The organism is Bifidobacterium sp. B4142, assembly GCF_026537325.1.
GTDB lineage: Bacteria > Actinomycetota > Actinomycetes > Actinomycetales > Bifidobacteriaceae > Bombiscardovia.
Window position 1 is genome coordinate 709,253 of the sequence record NZ_JAFNMJ010000001.1, and the last position, 21,468, is coordinate 730,720.

The following is a 21,468-nucleotide window of genomic DNA, read 5'->3' on the forward strand; positions in this document are numbered from 1 at the left end:
TAGGGGGCGCCCCGAGGAAAGGCACAAGATCATGACTGATGGTCATTTCATGAACAATACTGTTTCCGGACCGGAGTCGGAGTCTGACAAGACTCCCTCCCAAGTCAGGATCCCCTCCAGACGGTGGAGGGTGGTGGATATCGCTGTTGCCTCGGTCATCGGGGTGGCTTCCGCCGTCATCTACTGGGTGGTCGCCATGGTGACTACCATTCCCTGGTCCTTCTTGGACGGGGTTGTGCCTGGTCTGGGCGGTATTCTCAACGGCCTCTACCTGTTCGCCGGGCCCTTGGCATTGGTCATCGTACGCAAGCCAGGTGCAGCGGTCTATGCCGAGCTGGTCGCCGCCATCCTGGAGTCGCTGCTGGGCAGCCTTTGGGTGCCTGTGGAGACCATACTGATCGGTCTGCTTCAGGGCTTCATGGCCGAACTGGTCTTCATGCTGCTGCGCTACCGGCGTTGGAACATGTCCACGGTGGCACTGTCGGGCGCTGCCGCTGGTTTCGGCTGCTGGCTGTATTCCTTCTGCACGCACCTACAGGCCATCAACCTGACCGGCCCCTATGGGGTGATCTATCTGATAGCCACCCTGATTTCGGGCGCGCTGATCGCCGGAGTTCTGGTTTGGTACCTCTATAAGGCCATTGCCGCCACCGGGGCTCTGGACCGTTTCGCCTCCGGCCGCGATATTCGGACGGCCGGGAAGTAGAGGTCTGGGCGTGTACCAGAGCATCCAGGACAATCCCTACCAACCCGCGGCCTTGGAACTGCGCGGTTGGGGGTACCGCCATGCCTATCGGAACCACTTTGCTGTCAGGGATCTTTCCCTGAGTATTCCTGCGGGTCAGCGGGTGCTTCTGCTGGGAGCCTCCGGCATTGGCAAATCGACCATCCTTGAGGGTGTGGCCGGGCTGCTGGGCGATCATGCCCCGCAGAGCGGTCAGGACCAGGTCGAGGATGACGAAGGCGGGGTGACCCAGGGTCAGGTCCTCATCGACGGCAATCCCGCCGTATCCAGCCGTGGGCGTGTGGGTCTGGTCCTGCAGGATCCGGATGCTCAGGCCATCTTTCAGCGGCTGGGTGACAATGTGGCCTTCGGGCCGGAGAACATGGGGTTGCCCCGCGAGGAGATCTGGCCACGGGTGCGGAAGGCCATGGCCGAGGTGGGTCTGGCTGACCTGCAGCTGACCCGATCCACCATGCATTTGAGCGGAGGGCAGATGCAGCGTCTGGCCCTGGCCGGCGCTCTGGCCATGCAGCCTGGGTTGCTTCTGCTGGATGAGCCAACGGCCAACCTGGACCCGGTCGGTGTCAAGCAAATTGTCGGTGCCGTCAGGAAGGTCTTGGATCGGCAAGGCTCCACCATGGTTCTGGTCGAGCACCGGGCAGGGCCTTGGATGGATATGATCGACAGGGTCATCGTGCTCGGGCTGGGCGAGGTTGAAGACAGCGTCGGTGGATCGGGTGTTGCAGCCTATCGCAAGACAGTGATCATGGCCGACGGCAGCCCCCAGGAGGTCTTCACTGATCCTGGATTGGATCTGGCCTCCCTGGGCATCTGGGTTCCTGAGGCCTATAGGAGTGCCAAGGATTCGCTCCCTGAGCTTGGACGTGCTCGGTCTGGGCAATCCGGCCACGGTCATGATGGTCATCAAGTCTTGTTGACCGCCCGGGATCTGGCGGTTGGTCGTCAGGGCAAGGCAGTGGCCGAGCACATCGATCTGGAATTCAGGGCCGGGCAGGTCACTGCCCTGGTCGGAGCCAACGGAGCCGGCAAGTCCACGCTGGCCATGACCCTGGCTGGTTTGCTGGAGCCCGTGGCCGGTTCGGTGCTTGCCCATGCCCATCTGCTTCGAGGACCCCAGGGGCAGACGCCTACCGAGCCGGAGCCTATTCGATGGACCTCTTCCCAGCTGGCCGCGCGTATCGCCTATGTCTTTCAGAATCCCGAGCACCAGTTTGCCCGGGGCACGGTCCTGGAAGAGGTCAAGCTGGCCCCCATTCGCACCGGCATGACCGAGGACCAGGCCCAGGCCCGCACCCTGGAGCTGCTGGGTCGCTTCAGTCTGAGACAGTACGCCCGCGCCAACCCTTACACGCTCTCCGGTGGCGAGAAGCGGCGGCTCACTGTGGCCTCGGCCCTGGCCGCTGCACCACAGATGCTGATTCTTGACGAGCCCACCTTCGGCCAGGACAGGAACACCTGGGTCAGCATGGCCCAGCTGATTGCAGACCTGCGCGACCAGGGAGCCTGCATCATTCTGGTCACCCATGACCGGGAACTGGTTCAGACCCTGGATGCCCGCCTGGTGGAAATGACGCCTCCGGGAGCCCAGAAGGCCGTCTGGCCTGCAGTCGAGTCAGATATGCAGGCTCGCCACAAGACTGTTACGGCCAGACTGACCGTCACGCCCATGGATCAGCGGGACGAACCTGTCAAGCCAGCCAGCCGATCGCCATACATAGCCTCTATCAATCCAGCCTTTCGTCTGATCGGGGCCTTTCTGGCGGCTCTGCCCCTGCTGATCAGCCTGGACCCGGTTTCGGCCACGACGGCCCTGATCCTGGAGTTCCTGCTGCTGGGCGCGGCAGGCTTCACGCCCCTGCGCGTGGTCAGGTCTACCTGGCCTATCTTCCTGGGGGCACCGGGTTCGGCCCTGGCAATCATCCTCTATGGCAAGAGCGGCGGCGCCACCTTCTGGCAGTGGGGAATGATCCACATCACCCAGCGGTCGCTGGACCTGGCCCTGGCTACTGCGTTGCGAATCCTGGCCATCGGGATCCCCGCCATCATCACCGTGCTGGGAATAGACGCCACCGACCTGGCCGATGCCTTCAGCCAGGTGCTCCACCTGCCTGATCGCTTCGTCTACGGCGGGTTGGCCGGCATGCGGCTTTTCACTGTTCTCAAGGACGACTGGTCGGCCCTGACGGCCTCGCGCCGCAGTCGCGGACTGGGCGATGAGAATCGTTTCAAGGCTTTCATGCCTCAAGCCTTCGCGCTGCTGGTCCTGTCCATCAGGCGTTCGACGACCTTGGCCACGGCCATGGAGGCCCGGGGCTTCGGCGGCAGCACTCCACGAACCCATGCCAGGGTTTCCCATGTCAGAACTCGTGATGCGGGCTTCCTGCTCATCTGTCTGGCTGTGCCCGCAATCTCCCTGACCATGGCTGCGCTGACCGGCTCCATCGCCTTCTTCGGCAACTGATCGTCAGGGGTTTCCGCAGGTCTCAGATATAGAGGAACCCTGGCCCTTTCCACCTCCCGCAGAGAGGGGAAAGGGCCAAGGTTTGCCTGTGGTTGGAAGCGCTGGTCTTTTACCTGGCCAGAGTGGTGTTGATGTTGCGCACCTCGTCGAAGCGCTTGGAGGCATCCTCCCAGTTGACGATGTGCCACCAGGCCTTGACGTAGCTGGCCCGGTCGTTCAGGTACTCCAGGTAGTAGGCGTGCTCCCAGAGGTCCAGCAGGACCAGCGGGAAGATGGTGACGGGCAGGTTGCCCTGGTGGTCGTACATCTGTAGGGTGACCAGGCGCTCGCCCAGGGTATCCCAAGCCAGGACGGCCCAGCCGGAGCCCTGGATGCCTGCGCACATGGACTCGAAGTAGGTCTGGAAGCCCTGGAAGGACCCGAACTGGTCTTCGATGGCGGCCTTAAGTTCGCCAGTAGGCTCCTGGCCGTCGGCCGGGGCCATGTTCTTCCAGAAGATGGAGTGGTTCTTGTGCCCGGCCAGGTTGAAGGCCAGGTTCTTCTCCAGCAGGTTGGACTGAGCCACGTTGCCGGACTCGGCCGCGTCGTGGATCTGCTCCAGGGCCTTGTTGGCCCCGTTCACATAAGCCTGATGGTGCTTATCATGGTGCAGCTCCATGATCTTGCCGGACACGTACGGCTCCAGTGCCGAGTAGTCGTAGGGCAGATCGGGAAGTGTGTATACGGGCATATCGTCTCCTCACAATGATTCTGGCCAAGCCAGATGTGCCATGGTCGGTCTGCGCCATACCAGCAATGGACGTGGTCGACCCGACCGGTTCTTTTACCCTAGCCTTTTGTTCGCCGAGCACAAGGGGCGCAGACCTTTCTTTCAGTGAAATTTCCCACAGATGCGGGCTCATGAAGGTCCGTCAGCCGTGCTCTCGACTGCCGGGGTTAGAGTTGTGCTCATGCCCTTTGATGAATCCCTTCTCGACAATCCCCGTGCCCAACGAATTCGTCGCTTGGCTGAACTGCAGGATCGGCGGGCCCGGCAGCGTCATGGCCGCTTCCTGATAGAGGGGCCGCAGAGCGTGCGCGAGGCGGTCCGCTGGCGTCCCGACCTGCTGACCGACCTCTATATTCAGGTGGATGAATCCTCTCCTGTAGCCCAGGGCGGCCATCCGCAGCCACTCAACGAGACCGTAGGGGCCATCATGGAGCAGGCTCGAGAGCTGCCTGACTGCTACGGACACTTCGTCTCGGCCCGGGTCATGCGTGCCATCAGCGGCAATGTCCAGGGAATCCTGGCACAGGCGCGGACTGATGGATTTTTGGCTCAACCGACAGATCTTGAGGATCCCCAGCACTTGCCGGGGGAGGGGCCCGACCTGGTGGCGGCCTTCTGGCAGATTCGTGATCCAGGCAATGCCGGAACCGTCATTCGCACCGCCGATGCCGCCGGTTGCCGGGCGGTCATCCTGGTGGACCAGTGCGTGGAACCCACCAATCCCAAGGTTATTCGTTCTACGGCCGGATCGGCCTTTCATATACCCCTGATGAGCATGGGCACCGAAGACTTCCTGGGCCTGTGCAGACGACAGGGTCGGTCCATGGTGGCCGCGGATGTCTATGGCACGCCGGACAAACCCGTCCGCTCCCTGACTGATTTGATGGCGAGCGGTGCCCTGGCCAAGCCAGACTCGTCGGGTCAACCCATGGCCCTGCTTTTCGGCAATGAGGCACGTGGACTGCCCAGTGGGTTGCTGCAGTCCATGGATCAGATCGTTCGCATACCCATATACGGGCGGGCTGAATCACTCAATCTGGCCACCTCGGCGGCGGTGCTGCTTTACGCCATGGCCATGTCGAGTCGTATTGAAAGAATGTGAAGGCGTCAACGACCGGGATTTCCGCTGATTTGCGGCCCGGACACGGCATTGGCAACAGTGGAAAGGTCCATGGTGGCACAGGAAGAATTCGACCCCGCGGCGATGACCGACGAGGTCAACGAGGGCATCGGCAGGATTCGCGAAGCCTCCGATCTGGAAGAACTCAAGGCGATCAAGGCCAAGTATGCAGGGACAGGTTCAGCCCTGGCCGGATCCGGCCGGATCATCGGAAGGCTGCCAGCGGATCAGAAGAAGACCGCCGGCCGTTTAGCGGGCAAGCTCAAGGCTGACTTCGGCCGCGCCTACGGGCTCAAGGAGCGGCAGTTGCGCCAGGAGGAGGAGTCCCGCCGCCTTGCTGCCGAGCAGGTGGATATGACCCTTCCGGTCGAGCGTAAACCTCAGGGCGCACGTCATCCGCTGTCCAAGCTCATGGAGGACGTGGAGGATTTCTTCGTCTCCATGGGTTGGAGTATCGCCCAGGGCCCCGAGCTGGAAGCCGAATGGTACAACTTCGATGCGCTCAACTTCGGCCCTGACCATCCTGCCCGTCAGATGCAGGACACCTTCTACGTCAAGGGCAGCCAGGCCAGGGACGCCGCCGGCTTCGTCGGCTCCAACATGGTCATGCGCACCCATACCTCGCCCGATCAAGCCCGTTCCCTGATAACCCGCGGTGTACCGCTTTACGTGGCCTGCACGGGCAGGGTCTTCCGCACCGATGAACTGGATGCCACCCACACCCCGGTCTTCCATCAGTGCGAGGCCATCGCCGTCGATGAACACCTGACTATGGCCGACCTCAAGGGCACCCTGGACAAGCTCGCTGTGGCCATGTTCGGTCCTGAGGCCCGGACCAGACTACGGCCCTCGTACTTCCCCTTCACCGAGCCCAGCGCCGAGATGGACCTCTGGTTCCCTGACAAGAAGGGCGGCCCCGGATGGATTGAATGGGGAGGCTGCGGCATGGTCAACCCCAACGTTCTGAGATCAGCCGGCGTGGATCCGCAGCGCTACTCAGGCTTCGCCTTCGGTGTGGGCATGGAGCGCACCCTGCTCCTGCGCCACGACATCAACGATATGCACGACCTGGTCGAAGGCGACGTGCGGTTCAGCCAGCAGTTCGAGATGGGGGAGTGACTGTCAGATGCCAATGGTAGATATCGACTGGCTCAAGGAGCATGTGCAGGTCCCTGAGGATCTGACCTATGAACAGCTGGCCAAGGACCTGGTCCGGGTCGGACTGGAGGAAGAGGACATCCACCAGTCCACTGTGACCGGCCCAATCGTAGTCGGCTATGTGGTGGATGCCGAGCCTGAGCCTCAGAAGAACGGCAAGACCATCAACTGGTGTCATGTTGATGTGGGCGAGCAGTACAATGCCGTGGACGACCAGGGTCGCAAGGTGCCGCGTGGCATCGTCTGCGGGGCCCCCAACATGGTTGCGGGTGAGAAGGTGGTGGTAACTCTGCCAGGGGCCGTCCTGCCCGGTGACTTCCGCATCGAACCACGCAAGACCTACGGTCATATCTCGGACGGCATGTGCGCCTCCGAGCGTGAGCTGGGACTGGGTTCGGACCATCAGGGCATCATCCTGCTACGCAACTACGGGTTCACCCCCGAGCAGTACGAGCAGCTCAAGCCTGGTGACGATGCCATGAGCCTCCTGCATATGAATACGCCCGTGCTTGAGATCAACATCACCCCTGACCGTGGCTACGCCTTCTCCTACCGGGGGGTTGCCCGCGAATACCACCACTCCACGGGCGCCGAGTACACGGATCCGGTGATTGAACTGAACAAGACGGTGCCGGCCTCGGCAGCCCAGGAGGATCAGGCACCGCTGGCCGTGCGCGTTCAGGATGAGAATCCTATTCACGGTCAGCCAGGCTGTGATCGGTACTACCTGCGTGCCTTGACCGGGTGCGACCCCAAGGCGGCGACTCCCAGCTGGATGCGTCGTCGGCTGGTTCGGGCCGGCATGCGCTCCATCAGCCTGCCGGTGGACATCACCAACTACGTCATGCTGGATCTGGGCCAGCCCCTGCACGCCTACGACCTGGACAAGCTCAGCGGGCCTATCGTGGTGCGCAGGGCCAGGCAGGGCGAGCACCTGACCACTCTGGATGGCAAGGATCGCGAGCTCAGCACCGAGGATCTGCTCATCACCGACTCGCCCCAGGGGCAAGAGGGATCTCGCATTCTGGGTCTGGCCGGCGTCATGGGCGGTCTGTACGGAGAAGTGACCGATCAGACGAAGAACATTCTGATTGAGTCCGCTCACTTCGACCAGGTGACCATCGCCCGGACCGCCCGTCGCCACAAGCTGCCCTCGGAGGCCTCCAAGCGCTTTGAGCGCGGGGTCGATCCGCAGATGCAGCCAGCCGCCGCAGCCATGGCCGCTGACCTGCTGCATCGCCTTGCCGGTGGGCAGGACCTGGATGCTCCGCTGGATATGGATCAGACCAAGCCCATGCCGGTCATCGACTTTGCCGTCAGCGAGGTGGCACGTCTGACCGGACTGGAGGTGGAGCCCCAGCGCATCGTGGCCATTCTGCGTGATATCGGCTGTACTGTCCAGGGCGATCCTCAAGATCGGCTGTCGGTGACTCCTCCAACCTGGAGGCCCGACCTGGGTGAGGGCTGCGACCTGGTCGAGGAGGTGGCCCGTCTGGTGGGTTATGACCGCATTCCCGTCACCGTGCCATCACCCAAGGTGTCCGGAGCGGTTGGTCTGACCGATCGCCAGCAGCGCCGCCGTTGGGTGGCTGACACCCTGGCCGAGTATGGACTGACCGAGGTTCTGGACTACCCGTTCGTCGGTAACAATGATTTCAAGGCCTTCGGCATGGATCCTGATGAGGTCCATGTCAACAGCGTGGAACTCGCCAACCCCATGGCCGCTGACAGGCCCTACCTGCGCCAGAGCCTGCTGCTGCCGCTGGCCAACACCGTGGAGCGCAACCTGCGACGTGGCAACACGGATGTGCGTCTCTTCGAGATCGGCTATGTCTTCCGTCGCGATCCCAAGGCTCCTGCGGTGCCCACCCTTCCGGGCGGTGTGCGGCCCAGCGACGAGGATCTGGCCCGCCTGGACCAGGGTCTGCCAGAGCAACGGCTGCATGTGGCGGCCTTGCTGACCGGCCGTGCCCAGGAGGACGGCTGGCTCAAGGACAGCAGGGATGTGGACTGGACCGATGCAGTCGAATCCGCTCGGCGTGTCCTGGATAGGCTGGGAGCGCATTATCGGCTTGAGCAGCCCTCGGCCGAGCAGGTGCCCGACCAGTGGCATCCGGGCCGTACCGCCAGGCTGGTCCTGGATGACGGCACGCTTGTCGGCATGGTGGGCGAGTTGCATCCTCGGGTTGATCAGGCTCTGGGCTTCCCTGCCCACTCGGCCGCCTTCGAGCTGAGTATGGACATGGTGCTGGACCATTTGGACTACACCCCCCTGCAGGCCAAGCCCGTGTCGACCTTCCCGCCGGTCCGTCAGGATCTGGCCTTCACCGTGCCGGACACGGTCTCGGCAGCCGACCTGACTTCCGCCATCAGAGAAGCGGCTGGGTCTAGTCTTGAATCCATCGAGCTGTTCGACGTTTTCACTGGCGATCAGATCGGTGAGCATGCAAAATCGCTGGCCTTCGCAGTCACCTTCCGCGCCCCGGACCGCACCTTGACGTCCGAGGACAGCGAATCCCTGCGCCAGGCCATCGTTGACAAGACTGCAGGTCTGGGCGCCGTGCTGCGTGCCTGACCGGGCATCAAGGGGACCGAGGGACATGACGGATTCTCAAGAACAGGGCACAGCCGGTGGACCCGACCGCCAGGATCATGATGGGGGCGACCAGCCCTTGTACGGCGCGCGCGCCGATCGTTATCCAGGATGGAATCCGTACATCTACGGTCGCCCAGACCCCGAACCCAAGGCCAAGGAATCCGATTCGTCCCAGGGCAACCCCGCCAATAGGCCCATGCCCATGGCGGGGCAGTCGGGTCCCGGCCGCGGCGGAAATCCTGGCAATCCTCAGGCCCGTCCCGGTGCGCCAGGATGGCTTCCCCAGGGCATGCCCGATCTGAACGACCCCTCCCAAAATCCGGTCTACGGCCACTGGGATCCCTGCGCCATCATCGCCTTCCTTATGGCCCTCTTCCTGCCCATGCCTGTGATTCCCGCCTTGCTCGGCGGCGTTTCCATGTATCGGACCCGCCGACTGCATATGAAGGGCTATGGGCTGGCCATGGCTGCCCTGATCATTAACCTGCTCTTTACCTTGGCCTGGATCTGGCTTCTGGTCAACGGGGTCTCCCTGAACGACTTCTACCAACAGATGGTGCCGTCGCCCTCGACGGGTGGCGGCGGCTCAGGCGGGGACGGTGTCAGCGCCTGAGATCTAAGCAGGGGGTCATTCAGATGGGTTTGGATATCAATATTGTCGTATTCGACGGGTTTGAGCCCTTGGATGTTTTCGGCCCCTTTGAGGTTTTCATCAATACTGATGGCGCCCGGGTGCGACTTTTCTCCTTGGAGGGCCCTGGAGTGAAAGTCGGGGAGGGCGGTGTCAGGGTCGAAGCTGTAGGACCCGAAGCGATCGATCCCAAGGGAGTTTTGCTGATACCTGGCGGGTCCGGCACGCGAACTCTGGTTGGAAACGACCGATGGATTGGGCAGTTGGCAAGCCTGGCCGCCCAGTCGCCCCAGGTAATGACGGTCTGCACAGGATCGGCTCTCTTGGCTGCCGCCGGTGTGCTCGACGGTCGGCGTGCGACCTCCAATGACTTGGCCTTTGACTGGGTCGTCAGCACGGGGAAGCGTGTGAACTGGGTCAAGGATGCCCGTTGGGTGGTCGATGGCAAGTTTCGTGCCTCTTCGGGTATCTCGGCCGGTATTGACATGGCACTGGCCTTTGTGGAGGGCACATGCGGGCCCGAGGCTGCGGACAGGGCCAGTACGCAAATGGAATACATCCGAAACCGAGATTCCGGTTATGATCCCTTCGCATAGGTGACAGCGTCGCGCAGCTATAGCATGTGCATAGCGACACGCCGAATTGTATAAATATGCGTTTTACTGCATGAGTATGTATGATGGTGCCCGATGAAGGGAGCACTCATGCGGCAATACACGGTGGCTGTAGCGGGAGCTTCGGGGTATGCCGGCTCGGAAATGATCCGTCTATTGGCAGCGCATCCAGCCTTTCAGGTATGCACGGTCACCGGTCACGGCTCCGCTGGTCGACTGTTGGGGGAGTTCTCGCCCAACCTTCCGGAGTCGCTGGCCTCGCTGCAGATTCAGGATACGAAGCCGGAGATCTTGGCCGGCCATGATCTGGTGGTTCTGGCCCTGCCCCACGGGGCTTCGGGTCCCTTGGCCGAGCAGCTGGATCCGCAATCGCTGATGGTCGACCTGGGCGCTGATCACCGGCTGGAGAATCCGGAGGACTGGCAAGACTATTATGGCGGACCTTTCTCAAGCCCGTGGACCTACGGGATGCCTGAGCTGCTCAATCCGGGTGGCGGTCGTCAGCGTCAGTTGCTTGGGCAGACCCGGCGGATCGCTGGTCCCGGCTGCAATGTCACGGCAGTCACCCTGGCCTTCCAGCCTGCTTTGGCCGCCGGACTGGTGCAGACCAATGATCTGGTTGCTGACCTGGCAGTCGGCTATTCGGGTGCCGGACGCTCAAGCGGCAGAATGGATCTACTGGCAGCCCAGGCCATCAATTCAGCCCATCCCTATTCGGTCGGCGGCACCCATCGGCATATCCCTGAGATTCTGCAGAACCTGCGTAAGGCCGCAGCTGCGGATCCGAACCTCGGAGGTCTTGGGAAACAGCCCATCAGTTTGGGGCTGACCCCCATACTGGTCCCCATGTCAAGGGGGATTCTGGCTGTGGTCTCGGCCAAGCTGAGCGAGCGTGGACGGAGCATGGGGATGGCTGATATTCGTGCCGTTTGGGAAGAGATCTATGCCCAGGAGCAGTTCGTCGATCTGCTCCCCGAGGGCAGGCTCCCCTCCACGGCCGACGTGTACGGCTCCAACCGGGCCCAGGTTCAGGTCGCTGTGGACCAGCGCGCCGACCGCCTCTACGCTTTCGCCGCCATCGACAACCTGACCCGGGGCACCGCAGGCCAGGCCCTCCAGGCCGTAAATCTGGCCCTGGGCCTGCCCGAGGAGACCGGATTGACAACCATAGGAGTTGCACCATGAGCATCACCTACCCTGCAGGCTTCCGGACTGGCACCGCCATCGCCCATCGTCCGGGAGGTTCACAGCGCCGAAACCTGGCCTTGGTCGTCAACAGCGGACCCATGGACACGGCTGTTGGGGTCTTTACCCCCAATCGTTTCCGGGCCGCTCCGGTCATCTGGACCAGCCGAATCCTTGAAGAAGGCCATGCTGGAGCCGTGGTCATCAACTCCGGCAATGCCAACGCCTGCACTGGTCCCGAGGGCCTGGACCAGGCCAGGGCCATGGCTGAGCGGACAGGAGAGCAACTGGGTCTGCCCGCTGATCGAGTTGCTGTCTGCTCCACCGGGATCATCGGCCATCTGCTGCATCTGGATTCCATATTGACCGGCATTGACCAGGCTGCCCAGGATTTGTCGGCCAGTCAGGAGGCCGGCGAAGAGGCCGCCAAGGCCATACTGACCACCGACACCTGCACCAAGACCGTGGCTGTGGACGGATCCGGCTGGCGGCTGGGCGGCATGGTCAAGGGTTCCGGGATGATCGCCCCGCAGTTGGCCACTATGATCTGTGTAATCACCACCGATGCCATTCTGGAGCCGGAAGAGGCACTCCAAGCCTTGTCGGAAGCTTGCCAGCTCAGCTTCAACCGGATCGACGTGGACGGGTGCATGTCCACCAACGACACCGTCCTGCTGATGGCCTCCGGGGCCTCTGGTGTGCGGCCTGATCCCGACCAGTTCCAGGAGAAGCTGGGTCAGGCCTGCGCGGATCTGGCCCATCGGATTGTGGCCGACGGCGAGGGCAGTAGGCATCGGATCCGTATCCGGGTGGATGGTGCCGAGAGTGAGGATGCAGCCCTTGCCTGCGCCCGGGCGGTCTCCGGCTCAACACTGCTCAAGTGCGCGGTGGCCGGCGAGGATCCCAACTGGGGCCGAGTGGTGTCCTCCCTGGGCACCGTGCCGGTTTCGACGGCGGCCTATGACCCGGCCCATGTGGATGTCAGCTTCAACGGCATCAAGGTTTGCCGGGGCGGCCGTCCCGGCCAGGACCCGGAGCTGGTCGACCTGCATGTCCCAGAGGTCCATATCGATATCGACCTTGGTCAGGGTGACAGCCAGGCCACGGTATGGACCGATGATCTGACCCACGAATACGTGACCATCAATGCCGACTACCACACCTGATGGGAAGACCGATCAGGCGCGCTGCCAAGAGCTGCAGCAATCGGAAGATGGTCATAAGGAAGGGGAAGAGGATGGCGGATGACGAGCAGGAAGCCGAAGCTGAAAAGGCCTTGGACGACGCCCGCAAGGCCCAGGTGCTCATCGAGGCCCTGCCCTGGCTGGAGGAGTTCGCCGGCCAGCGGATCGTAGTCAAATACGGTGGCCATGCCATGGTGGACGACCATCTGCGGCAGTGCTTTGCCCAAGACATGGTCTTCCTGAGGCAGGTGGGCATGCATCCGGTGGTGGTGCACGGCGGCGGCCCGCAAATCTCCAGCATGCTCCAGGCCCTGGGCATCCCCTCGGTCTTCCGCGGCGGCCTACGGGTGACCACACCGGAGACCATGAAGGTGGTTCGTATGGTGCTGACCGGACAAGTGGGCAGGGATCTGGTCGGGGCCATCAATGCCCACGGTCCCATGGCTGTAGGCCTGTCGGGTGAGGATGCTGGCCTGTTCAGTGCAGCCCGCCGTACCGGCATGGCGGATGGTCAGCCGGTTGATTTGGGCCTGGTGGGCGAGGTCGTGGGCGTGGATGCCTCGGCCGTCGAAGACCTGATCGATGCCGGGCGAATTCCCGTCGTCTCCTCTGTGGCTCCTGACGAGCAGGATCCCACCCAGGTGCTCAACGTGAATGCCGATGCGGCCGCATCCGCTCTGGCAGTAGCTTTGGGGGCCCGGAAACTGGTCATCCTCACCGACGTGGAGGGCCTGTATGCCAACTGGCCCCAGGCCGACTCCCTGGTCTCCAGCATCGGGGTGGACCATCTTGAGGACATGCTGGAGGACATGCATGAGGGGATGCGCCCCAAGATGGAGGCCTGCCTGCAGGCCGTGCGCTCCGGGGTGGGCGAGGCCCACGTCATCGACGGGCGGCGGCCGCATTCCATGCTCAACGAGATCTTCACCCGCAACGGCATCGGCACGGTGGTCGTACCGGGCAAGGACATGATCATGAGGAGGAGCCATGACGAAGGCTGATGCACCTATGAGAACTCCCGAGGGGCCGCAGAGCAGTCAATGGGCAGACCGCTATGACCGCGTCCACATGCAGGTCTTCGGTCGGCCGGGCAGGGTCATGGACCATGGTCGAGGCGCCTGGATCTGGGACCTGGACGGCAACCGCTATCTGGACATGATGGCCGGCATCGCGGTCAATGCCCTCGGTTACGCCCATCCTGACTGGAACAAGGCATTGGCAGAGCAGGCCGGAAAGATGGCCCACATCAGCAACTTCTTCGCCTCCCAGCCTCAGATCGAGCTGGCCGAACGACTGCTGGACCTGGCTCAGGCACCGGAGGGATCCCGCGTCTTCTTCGCCAACTCGGGAACCGAGGCCAATGAGGCGGCTATCAAGCTGGCCAGGCTGCATGGCGCTCACTTGGGCGGGCATCCCGGCCGTATCATGGCGCTGACCCATAGTTTCCACGGCCGCAGCATGGGATCCTTGAGTCTGACATGGAAGCCGGCCATCCGTGAGCCCTTCCAGCCCCTGGTCCCGGGTATGGGCTTCCTGCCGGCAGAAGACGGCGAAGCTATAGAGAAGGCCTTTGCACAGGGGGAGACCTCAGAAGAGCCGGTGGCTGCCGTCATTCTGGAGCTTATCCAGGGAGAGGCCGGGGTGCTGCCGCTGAATCCTGACTACGTTCGGCAGGTGCGTGAGCTCTGTAGCCAGCATGGAGCCCTGATGATTCTGGACGAGGTGCAGACCGGCATGGGCAGGACCGGCCACTGGTTCGCCTTCCAAGACCAGAGCCTGTCCGGAGGAGCCTGCCCGGACGTGCTCACCTTCGCCAAGGGGGTGGCAGGCGGATTCCCCATGGGCGGGATGATCACCTTCGGCCCTGGGCCGTCAGGTCTGCTGACCCCGGGCATGCACGGGTCCACCTTCGGCGGCAATCCTCTGGGATCGGCTCTGGCGCTGACCACCTTGGATACCATCCAGCAGGAGGGCCTGTTGGAGCGGGCGCGGCAGATGGGGGAGAGGCTGCGCGCCGGCCTTACCGACTGTGGCAATCCCCTCTATACCCAGGTTAGAGGCAGGGGACTGCTGGATGCGGTCCAGCTGAGCGCTCCCTGTGCCGGGGATCTGGCCTCTTGGGCCCTGGACCATGGGCTGATCGTCAACGCTGTGGCCCCCGATGCCCTGCGTCTGGCCCCGCCCCTGATCATCCAGGCCGATCAGATCGACCTGGCAGTGGATATCCTGTCCAAGGCTCCGGCCAGTCTCGCGGACAAGGGCTTGCGGCAGGATGATCAGTGAGATCAGCCATCAATGACGTGCATAATCATAGCGATAGGGAGGCAGAGATGAACAACGGTTTGCGGCACATGCTGCGTGACGACGACCTCAACCACGAGGAGCAGTTGGAGGTTCTCCGACTGGGCATGGCTTTCAGGGCAAATCCCTATTTATCTCAGCCTTATAAGGGGCCTCAGGCCGTGGCCATCATCTTCGACAAGCCCAGCACGCGCACCAGAACCAGCTTCTGCGTGGGTGTGGCCCAGCTGGGCGGCTATCCCATGGTCATCGATAGCTCTGGCTCGCAGCTGGGCCGTGGCGAGCCCGTGGCGGACACCTCCAACGTGCTGACACGGATGACGTCCACCATAGTCTGGCGCACCTTTGGCCAGGATCGGGTGGAGACCATGGCTGCCCATGCCACCGTGCCCGTCATCAACGCGCTGACCGATTCCTTCCATCCCTGCCAGGTTCTGGCCGACTTCCTGACCTTGGCACAGCACCGGGGCGGGGTCGACGCCCTGGCCGGCATGACCATCGCCTACCTGGGCGACGCAGCCAACAACATGGCCAACTCCTATCTGCTGGCCGGGGCAGTAGCCGGCATGAACGTGCGGATTGCCGGACCCAACGGCTTCCTGCCCGATCCAAACCTGGTGGAACAGGCGCGGACCCTGGCCGCTGAAAACGGCGGATCCATTCTGGTCACCACGGATCCGGTCCAGGCCGTGGAGGACGCTGACTGCGTCTTCACCGACACCTGGGTCTCCATGGGCGAGGAGGACCAGTACGCCATCCGCTCCCATCCCTTCCTGCCCTATCAGGTCAACGCCGCACTTATGGCCCATGCCCGCCCGGATGCACTCTTCCAGCACTGCCTGCCCGCCTACAGGGGCCGGGAGGTGACGGCCGAGGTCATTGACGGCCCCCAGTCCGTGGTCTGGGACGAGGCCGAAAATCGGCTGCACGCCCAGAAGGCCCTGATGACCTGGCTGGTGGCCCGCTCCCGGGGTGACGAATCCCTCCTGCAGGGGGTGTGCTGATGCGTCCGACGACCAAGGTGGCCCGGCTGGATGCCATCCGTCAGGCTTTGAGCCGACATAGGGTCAACTCCCAGCAGCAGCTGTCAGCCCTGCTGGCTGATCAGGGCATTGAGGTGACCCAGGCCACCCTGAGCCGGGACCTGGACGACCTGCATGCCACCAAGTTGCGGTATGCAGACGGCAGCATGGCCTACTGGATTCCCGCCACCACCGACCAGCAGGCCATGGAGGCGGCTGCCGCAGAGGGGCCTGAGGTCGAGGGGGAGAACAAGACCGATGCCTACCTGGCCAAGATTCTGACTGGGCTGATTACCTCAGTGGCCCGGGCCCGCAACCTGCTGGTGGTCAGAACCCCGGCCGGCGCTGCCCAGTATGCAGCTTCTGCCCTGGACCGCCAGCCCATCAATGGAATCCTGGGCACCATAGCCGGGGACGACACGATTCTGATCATCGCTGCAGACGATGAATCGGCTTCATCCCGGGCCGACTGGCTCATGACTATCGTCTCCGGCCAGGAGGATGCCAGAGCCCGATGATGGCTGAAAGCATGAACTGAATATTGACAAGTGTGAAATTAGAAGGAAAGAGGATCGCCATGACCGAAAACAATCGCATCGTGCTGGCCTACTCGGGCGGCCTGGACACCTCGGTGTCCATTCCCTACCTCAAGGAGCGCACCGGCAAGGATGTGGTGGCCGTCTCCCTGGATGTGGGGCAAGGCGGCGAGCGTCTGCAGACCATCCGCCAGCGGGCCCTGGACTGCGGAGCCGTCGAGTCTGTAGTGGTGGATGCCCGGGACGAGTTCGCCAGGGATTACTGCATGCTGGCGCTCAAGGCCAATGCCATGTACGAGGGTGTCTACCCGCTGGTATCGGCCATCTCCAGGCCGCTGATCACCAAGCATCTGGTCCAGGCGGCCCATCAGTACGGTGCCGACACCATAGCCCACGGCTGCACCGGCAAGGGCAACGATCAGGTTCGTTTCGAGGTCTCCATCATGTCCATCGACCCCTCGCTGAAGGCCATCAGCCCCATCCGTGACCTGGGACTGATGAGGGATGTGGAAATCGCCTACGCCAAGGAGCACCACCTGCCCATCGAGCAGACCGAGGAGAGCCCCTATTCCATCGATCAGAACGTCTGGGGACGGGCCATCGAGACAGGCTACCTGGAGGATCCCTGGAACGGGCCCACCAAGGATGTCTACTCCTACACCGACGATCCTGCCTTCCCACCGGTCGAGGACGAGGTGACCATCGACTTCGAGCAGGGCATCCCCGTGCGCATCGACGGCAGGGCCGTTACGCCTCTGGAGGCCATCGAAGAGATGAACCGCCGGGCCGGAGCCCAGGGCATCGGACGTGTGGATCTGATCGAGGATAGGCTTGTGGGCATCAAGTCCCGCGAGCTCTACGAGGCACCCGGGGCCATTGCCCTGATCACCGCCCACCAGGAGCTGGAGAACTGCTGCCTGGAGCGCGAACAGCACCGGATCAAGCGCGACATCGACAAGCGTTGGGGCGAGCTGGTCTACGACGCCCAGTGGTACTCGCCGGCCGTCCGCTCCCTGAACGCCTTCATCGAGGAGACCCAGCGCTATGTCTCCGGCCGCATCCGTATGGTCATGCACGGGGGGCGGGCCGTGGTCACAGGCCGTCACTCCGACAGCTCCCTCTACGACTACAGCCTGGCCACCTACGAGTCCGGCGACAGCTTCGACCAGAACGCCTCCAACGGGTTCATCGCCATCTACGGCCTGGCCGACAAGGTGGCCGCCGCCCGTGACATGCGCTTCGGCAACGGCATTGCACAGGACGGACAAGAGCAGTGAGCACCGGCGACAAGCCCATGGCCCTCTGGGGCGGGCGCTTCAGCGGTGGTCCCTCGCCGGCGTTGGTTGAGCTCAGCCGGTCCACCCAGTTCGACTGGCGACTGGCCGATGACGACCTTGCCGGTTCCCGGGCACACGCTCGGGCCCTCAACCGTGCTGGGTTGCTGGATGATGGCGAGCTGGCACGTATGGAACAAGCCCTGGATGAACTCCAGGATCAGGTGGATTCCGGCGCCTTCGCCCCTGAACCCGGCGATGAGGACGAGGCCACGGCCCTGGAGCGCGGCCTGATCGACATTGCGGGGGACCAGCTGGGCGGCAAGTTGCGGGCCGGGCGTTCGCGCAACGATCAGATCGCCACCCTGATTCGGATCTGGCTGCGTCGTCACGCCCGGGTGCTGGCCAAGGATCTGCTGCGCACGGCCCAGGCTCTGATGGATCAGGCCCGTGCGGCGGGGACCACGGTCATGCCTGGCCGCACCCACATGCAGCACGCCCAGCCTGTTCTGCTGGCCCACCAGCTCATGGCCCATGTCTGGCCCCTGATCCGTGACCTGGAGCGCCTGAGAGACTGGGACCAGCGTGCTGATGCCAGTCCATACGGGTCGGGTGCGCTGGCTGGCACCACCCTTGGTCTGGACCCCCTGCCAGTGGCCCGGGATCTGGGCTTTAGCCGGGTCTGCGCCAACTCCATCGACGGGACAGCCGCCAGGGATGTGGTGGCCGAATTCGCCTTCGTCGCCGCCATGATCGGCGTGGACCTGTCCAGGCTGGCCGAGGAGATCATCATCTGGAACACCCAGGAATTCGCCTTCGTTCGCCTGGACGACGGCTATTCGACCGGGTCCTCCATCATGCCTCAGAAGAAGAATCCGGACGTGGCCGAGCTGGCTCGCGGCAAGGCCGGTCGACTGGTCGGGGATCTGGCTGGCCTGCTGACCACCCTCAAGGGGCTGCCGACAGCCTATGCGCGCGACCTGCAGGAGGACAAGGAGGCGGTCTTCGACCAGGTGGATACCCTGGAGGTCCTGCTGCCCGCCTTTGCCGGCATGGTCGCTACTTTGACCTTCAACAAGGATCGGCTGGAGGAGCAGGCACCCACAGGCTTTGCTCTGGCCACCGACCTGGCCGAATGGCTGGTCAGGCAAGGAGTGCCCTTCCGGCATGCCCACGAGCTCTCCGGAGCCTGCGTCAAGCTGGCCGAGGGGCGTGGATGCGAGCTGGCTGACCTGGAGGATGCCGATTTCGTCAGGGTCTTCGCTGACTGGGTGCCTGCCGATCAAGCTCCAAAGGTCCGTTCGGTCCTGACTGCCGCGGGAGCAGTACGCGCTCGCCAGGGCCAGGGGGGCACCGCACCGGAGAGGGTCAAGGAGCAGATGGACCAGGCTGTACATGTGCTGGAAGAGCTGAAGGCTTTCGCCGACTCGCAATCTGATGGGCCCGCCTTCCGTCCGCCCAAGTGAGCTTTCTGGTTTCCGCCAGACCGGTGGCCGCGTTAAAATTCCGAACGGCAATTCCCCAAGAGGGAGGGTAAAGAGCGAAAGGCGGCGGCGAACATGAATCCGGTGGCACTGGTCCAGGCCTGGTGGGCCAAGCAGCACATCACTCTGGCCAAGGAGCCACCCGGCTCACGCCAAGGGCTGTGCTCGCCACCGGATCAAGGCCGCGACCTGGAGCCGCTGACCATGCTGGTGGTGGGCGACTCCATGGCGGTCGGCTGTGGAGTGCAGGACCAGAGCCAGGGCTTCGTCCCTGACATAGCCGCCTGTCTGGCCACCCGGCTGGGACGTCCGATATCCTGGTCGACTCTGGGTCGGCTGGGGGCCACCATCCGCAGGGTGCGCTACCGGTTCCTGCCTGCTCTGCAGGAACATCCTGATCTGCTGGTCCTGTGTGCAGGTTCCAACGACATCATGGCCAACCGCACCGGTGAGCAGTGGCGGGATGACTTGGCTGCCAGCATCGAGCTAGCCAAAAACAAGGGTCGCCAGGTGCTGGTCCTGAGCTCCGGTCAACTTTATCGGGATCCTGCCCTGGGCCGGGCGCTCAGGGCCGAGGTGGAGCGTCGGATAGCCCGGCAGACGCAGATCAGCCGTCAGGTCTGTCAAGAGGCCTCGGTGCCCTTCGTGGATGCCACCCGCGACGACGTCGGCACCGACCGATCCGACTTCTGGGGCATTGATCACTTTCATCCAGGGGTGCAGGGGTACAGACGCATGGCTGCCTGCGTAGTCGGCCACATTCCCCAAGACTTAATTGATCAGTTGTCCGTGACTGCGCATTCCTGACCTGAACGCAGCGATTACGCTGAGGGGTTCCTGCTGGTTTAGCAGTCAGTAGTCAATCAACAGCGGCTGGTTCGAAACGAATAATCAGCCCGGCTTCATTCCCGGGGAATTCCATCTTGGTACGGCCTTGTCTACGGCGGTCCAGGGTCCTGCCGTGTCGGTATCTGCTGCAAGAATAGTGGGGTTTAGCGTACATTCATCTAAATATCCGATAGGGAGTAGCCTCTCATGTCGCAAGTCACCGATTTCAGGCAGGCGGGTTTCGACTCGCTTTTCGACGAACTCAAGTGGCGCGGTCTCATTGCCCAGTGCACGGACGAGTCCGAGCTCAGGAAGGTGCTGGCCGACCCCTCGGTGACCTATTATTGTGGGTTTGACCCCACTGCTCCCTCACTGCACGTGGGCAATCTGGTCCAGCTGCTCAACATGCGTCACCTGCAGGCGGCCGGTCTGCATCCCATAGCCGTTGTGGGCGGGGCCACCGGGCTTATTGGCGACCCTCGGCAGTCGGGTGAGCGCACTCTGAATCCCAAGCAGACCGTGGCCGAGTGGACCGAGCGTCTGCGTGGCCAGATCGGGCGTTTCCTGGATATCGAGGGAGACAATCCGGTCCGGTTCGTCAATAACTACGAGTGGACCGGGTCCATGAGCACCATCGACTTTCTGCGTGACGTGGGCAAGAACTTCCGCATGGGCACCATGCTGGCCAAGGACACAGTGGCCCGCCGTCTGGACTCTGACGAGGGCATCTCCTTTACCGAGTTCAGCTACCAGGTGCTTCAGGGCAACGACTTCCTAGAGCTCTTCGACCGCTACGGATGCAGTCTGCAGCTGGGCGGCAGCGACCAGTGGGGGAACCTGACCAGCGGTCTGGACCTGATTCGCAAGGTGCGCAATGCATCCGTCAATGTCATGACCAGCCCATTGATCACTGACTCCCAGGGCAAGAAGTTCGGCAAGTCCGAGGGCAACGCGGTCTGGCTGGATTCCACCATGTTCAGCCCCTACCGCTTCTACCAGTTCTGGTTCAACCAGCCTGACGACCAGGTGGTCAAGCTGCTGAAGACCTTCACCTTCCTGCCCAAGGCCGAGATCGAACGTCTGGAAGAGCGGACAGTTCAGGATCCGGGTGCTCGCGAGGCCCAGAAGGTCCTGGCCTGGCAGGTGACCTCCTATGTGCACGGCGAGCATGCCGCCCAAGGGGCCATTGATGCCTCGGGCGCCCTGTTCGGTCGTGGCAAGACCCTGGAGGAGCTGGACGAGGATGTGCTGGATTCCGCGCTGGACGGTCTCAAGGTCGATGATGGTCATGGCGGACGTGTCCTGCCCGAAGCCAGCGAGGGCCAGCGTCTGGTTGAGGCAGGGGTTGCGGCCGGGCTCTTCCGCTCGGTCTCCGAGGCGCGTAAGACCGTGGCCTCGGGCGGCTTCTACCTGAATAACCAGCGGGTCGAGGATCCGGATCAAGTTTTGGAGAACAAGGACTTTCTGCATGGGCGCTTCGCCCTGGTTCGCAGAGGAAAGAAGGCCCTGGGCGCGCTTGAGCTTCGGGCCGGCAATTAGGAACGCAGGAATTAAGGACAC

18 protein-coding genes are annotated in these 21,468 nt (G+C 63.1%); 17 read left to right on the forward strand and 1 reads right to left on the reverse strand.

Translation table 11 applies throughout. The features are described 5' to 3' along the window. Window positions 1–31: 31 nt before the first annotated feature. A complete protein-coding gene (locus J3U06_RS03245; RefSeq protein WP_267430384.1) occupies window positions 32–706 on the forward strand; it encodes an ECF transporter S component in 675 nt (224 codons plus the stop codon). Between the two features lie 10 nt (window positions 707–716). Beyond that, entirely contained in the window at window positions 717–3,206 is a 2,490-nt protein-coding gene (locus J3U06_RS03250; RefSeq protein ID WP_267444310.1) for an ATP-binding cassette domain-containing protein, read from the forward strand. 109 nt (window positions 3,207–3,315) lie between these two features. On the opposite strand, the gene J3U06_RS03255 is transcribed toward J3U06_RS03250, so the two are convergent. After that, window positions 3,316–3,936: a superoxide dismutase gene (locus J3U06_RS03255; RefSeq protein ID WP_024626528.1), complete on the reverse strand. Its 621-nt coding sequence runs from the start codon at window positions 3,934–3,936 to the stop codon at window positions 3,316–3,318. A gap of 220 nt (window positions 3,937–4,156) precedes the next feature. On the opposite strand from J3U06_RS03255, the gene J3U06_RS03260 reads away from it, so the two are divergent. The 15 genes from J3U06_RS03260 to tyrS all read left to right on the forward strand — a co-directional run bounded on the left by J3U06_RS03260 (window position 4,157) and on the right by tyrS (window position 21,447). Next, window positions 4,157–5,077, forward strand: coding sequence for a TrmH family RNA methyltransferase (locus J3U06_RS03260; RefSeq protein ID WP_267444311.1), 921 nt, complete (start codon window positions 4,157–4,159; stop codon window positions 5,075–5,077). Window positions 5,078–5,146: 69 nt separating this feature from the next. Beyond that, entirely contained in the window at window positions 5,147–6,214 is a 1,068-nt protein-coding gene (gene pheS, locus J3U06_RS03265) for a phenylalanine--tRNA ligase subunit alpha (RefSeq protein ID WP_267399717.1), read from the forward strand. Between the two features lie 7 nt (window positions 6,215–6,221). Beyond that, entirely contained in the window at window positions 6,222–8,828 is a 2,607-nt protein-coding gene (gene pheT, locus J3U06_RS03270) for a phenylalanine--tRNA ligase subunit beta (RefSeq protein ID WP_267444312.1), read from the forward strand. A gap of 25 nt (window positions 8,829–8,853) precedes the next feature. Beyond that, complete coding sequence (locus tag J3U06_RS03275; RefSeq protein ID WP_121914247.1) at window positions 8,854–9,462, forward strand: DUF4190 domain-containing protein; 609 nt, start codon at window positions 8,854–8,856, stop codon at window positions 9,460–9,462. A gap of 23 nt (window positions 9,463–9,485) precedes the next feature. Then, window positions 9,486–10,076: a DJ-1/PfpI family protein gene (locus tag J3U06_RS03280; protein ID WP_267444313.1), complete on the forward strand. Its 591-nt coding sequence runs from the start codon at window positions 9,486–9,488 to the stop codon at window positions 10,074–10,076. 108 nt (window positions 10,077–10,184) lie between these two features. Further along, window positions 10,185–11,279 (forward strand): N-acetyl-gamma-glutamyl-phosphate reductase, encoded by a 1,095-nt coding sequence (argC, locus tag J3U06_RS03285; RefSeq protein WP_267444314.1) that lies wholly within the window; start codon window positions 10,185–10,187, stop codon window positions 11,277–11,279. Next, complete coding sequence (gene argJ, locus J3U06_RS03290) at window positions 11,276–12,445, forward strand: bifunctional glutamate N-acetyltransferase/amino-acid acetyltransferase ArgJ (protein ID WP_267444315.1); 1,170 nt, start codon at window positions 11,276–11,278, stop codon at window positions 12,443–12,445. Before argC ends, argJ begins: the two co-directional genes overlap by 4 nt. Before the next feature lie 71 nt (window positions 12,446–12,516). Next, entirely contained in the window at window positions 12,517–13,464 is a 948-nt protein-coding gene (gene argB / locus J3U06_RS03295) for an acetylglutamate kinase (RefSeq protein ID WP_267399723.1), read from the forward strand. Next, entirely contained in the window at window positions 13,451–14,746 is a 1,296-nt protein-coding gene (locus J3U06_RS03300; protein ID WP_267444316.1) for an acetylornithine transaminase, read from the forward strand. The genes argB and J3U06_RS03300 overlap by 14 nt, the downstream gene beginning before the upstream one ends. A 47-nt stretch (window positions 14,747–14,793) precedes the next feature. After that, the gene (argF, locus tag J3U06_RS03305) at window positions 14,794–15,768 is read left to right on the forward strand and encodes an ornithine carbamoyltransferase (RefSeq protein WP_267430393.1); all 975 of its coding nucleotides are present in this window, start codon (window positions 14,794–14,796) and stop codon (window positions 15,766–15,768) included. Further along, the gene (locus J3U06_RS03310; protein WP_267399726.1) at window positions 15,768–16,304 is read left to right on the forward strand and encodes an arginine repressor; all 537 of its coding nucleotides are present in this window, start codon (window positions 15,768–15,770) and stop codon (window positions 16,302–16,304) included. Before argF ends, J3U06_RS03310 begins: the two co-directional genes overlap by 1 nt. A 59-nt stretch (window positions 16,305–16,363) precedes the next feature. Then, complete coding sequence (locus J3U06_RS03315; protein WP_024626517.1) at window positions 16,364–17,599, forward strand: argininosuccinate synthase; 1,236 nt, start codon at window positions 16,364–16,366, stop codon at window positions 17,597–17,599. A gap of 17 nt (window positions 17,600–17,616) precedes the next feature. Next, window positions 17,617–19,062, forward strand: coding sequence for an argininosuccinate lyase (gene argH, locus J3U06_RS03320; RefSeq protein WP_267444447.1), 1,446 nt, complete (start codon window positions 17,617–17,619; stop codon window positions 19,060–19,062). A 93-nt stretch (window positions 19,063–19,155) separates the two neighbouring features. Beyond that, window positions 19,156–19,887 (forward strand): SGNH/GDSL hydrolase family protein, encoded by a 732-nt coding sequence (locus tag J3U06_RS03325; protein WP_267444317.1) that lies wholly within the window; start codon window positions 19,156–19,158, stop codon window positions 19,885–19,887. Between the two features lie 228 nt (window positions 19,888–20,115). After that, complete coding sequence (gene tyrS / locus J3U06_RS03330) at window positions 20,116–21,447, forward strand: tyrosine--tRNA ligase (protein ID WP_267444318.1); 1,332 nt, start codon at window positions 20,116–20,118, stop codon at window positions 21,445–21,447. Window positions 21,448–21,468 lie beyond the last annotated feature (21 nt).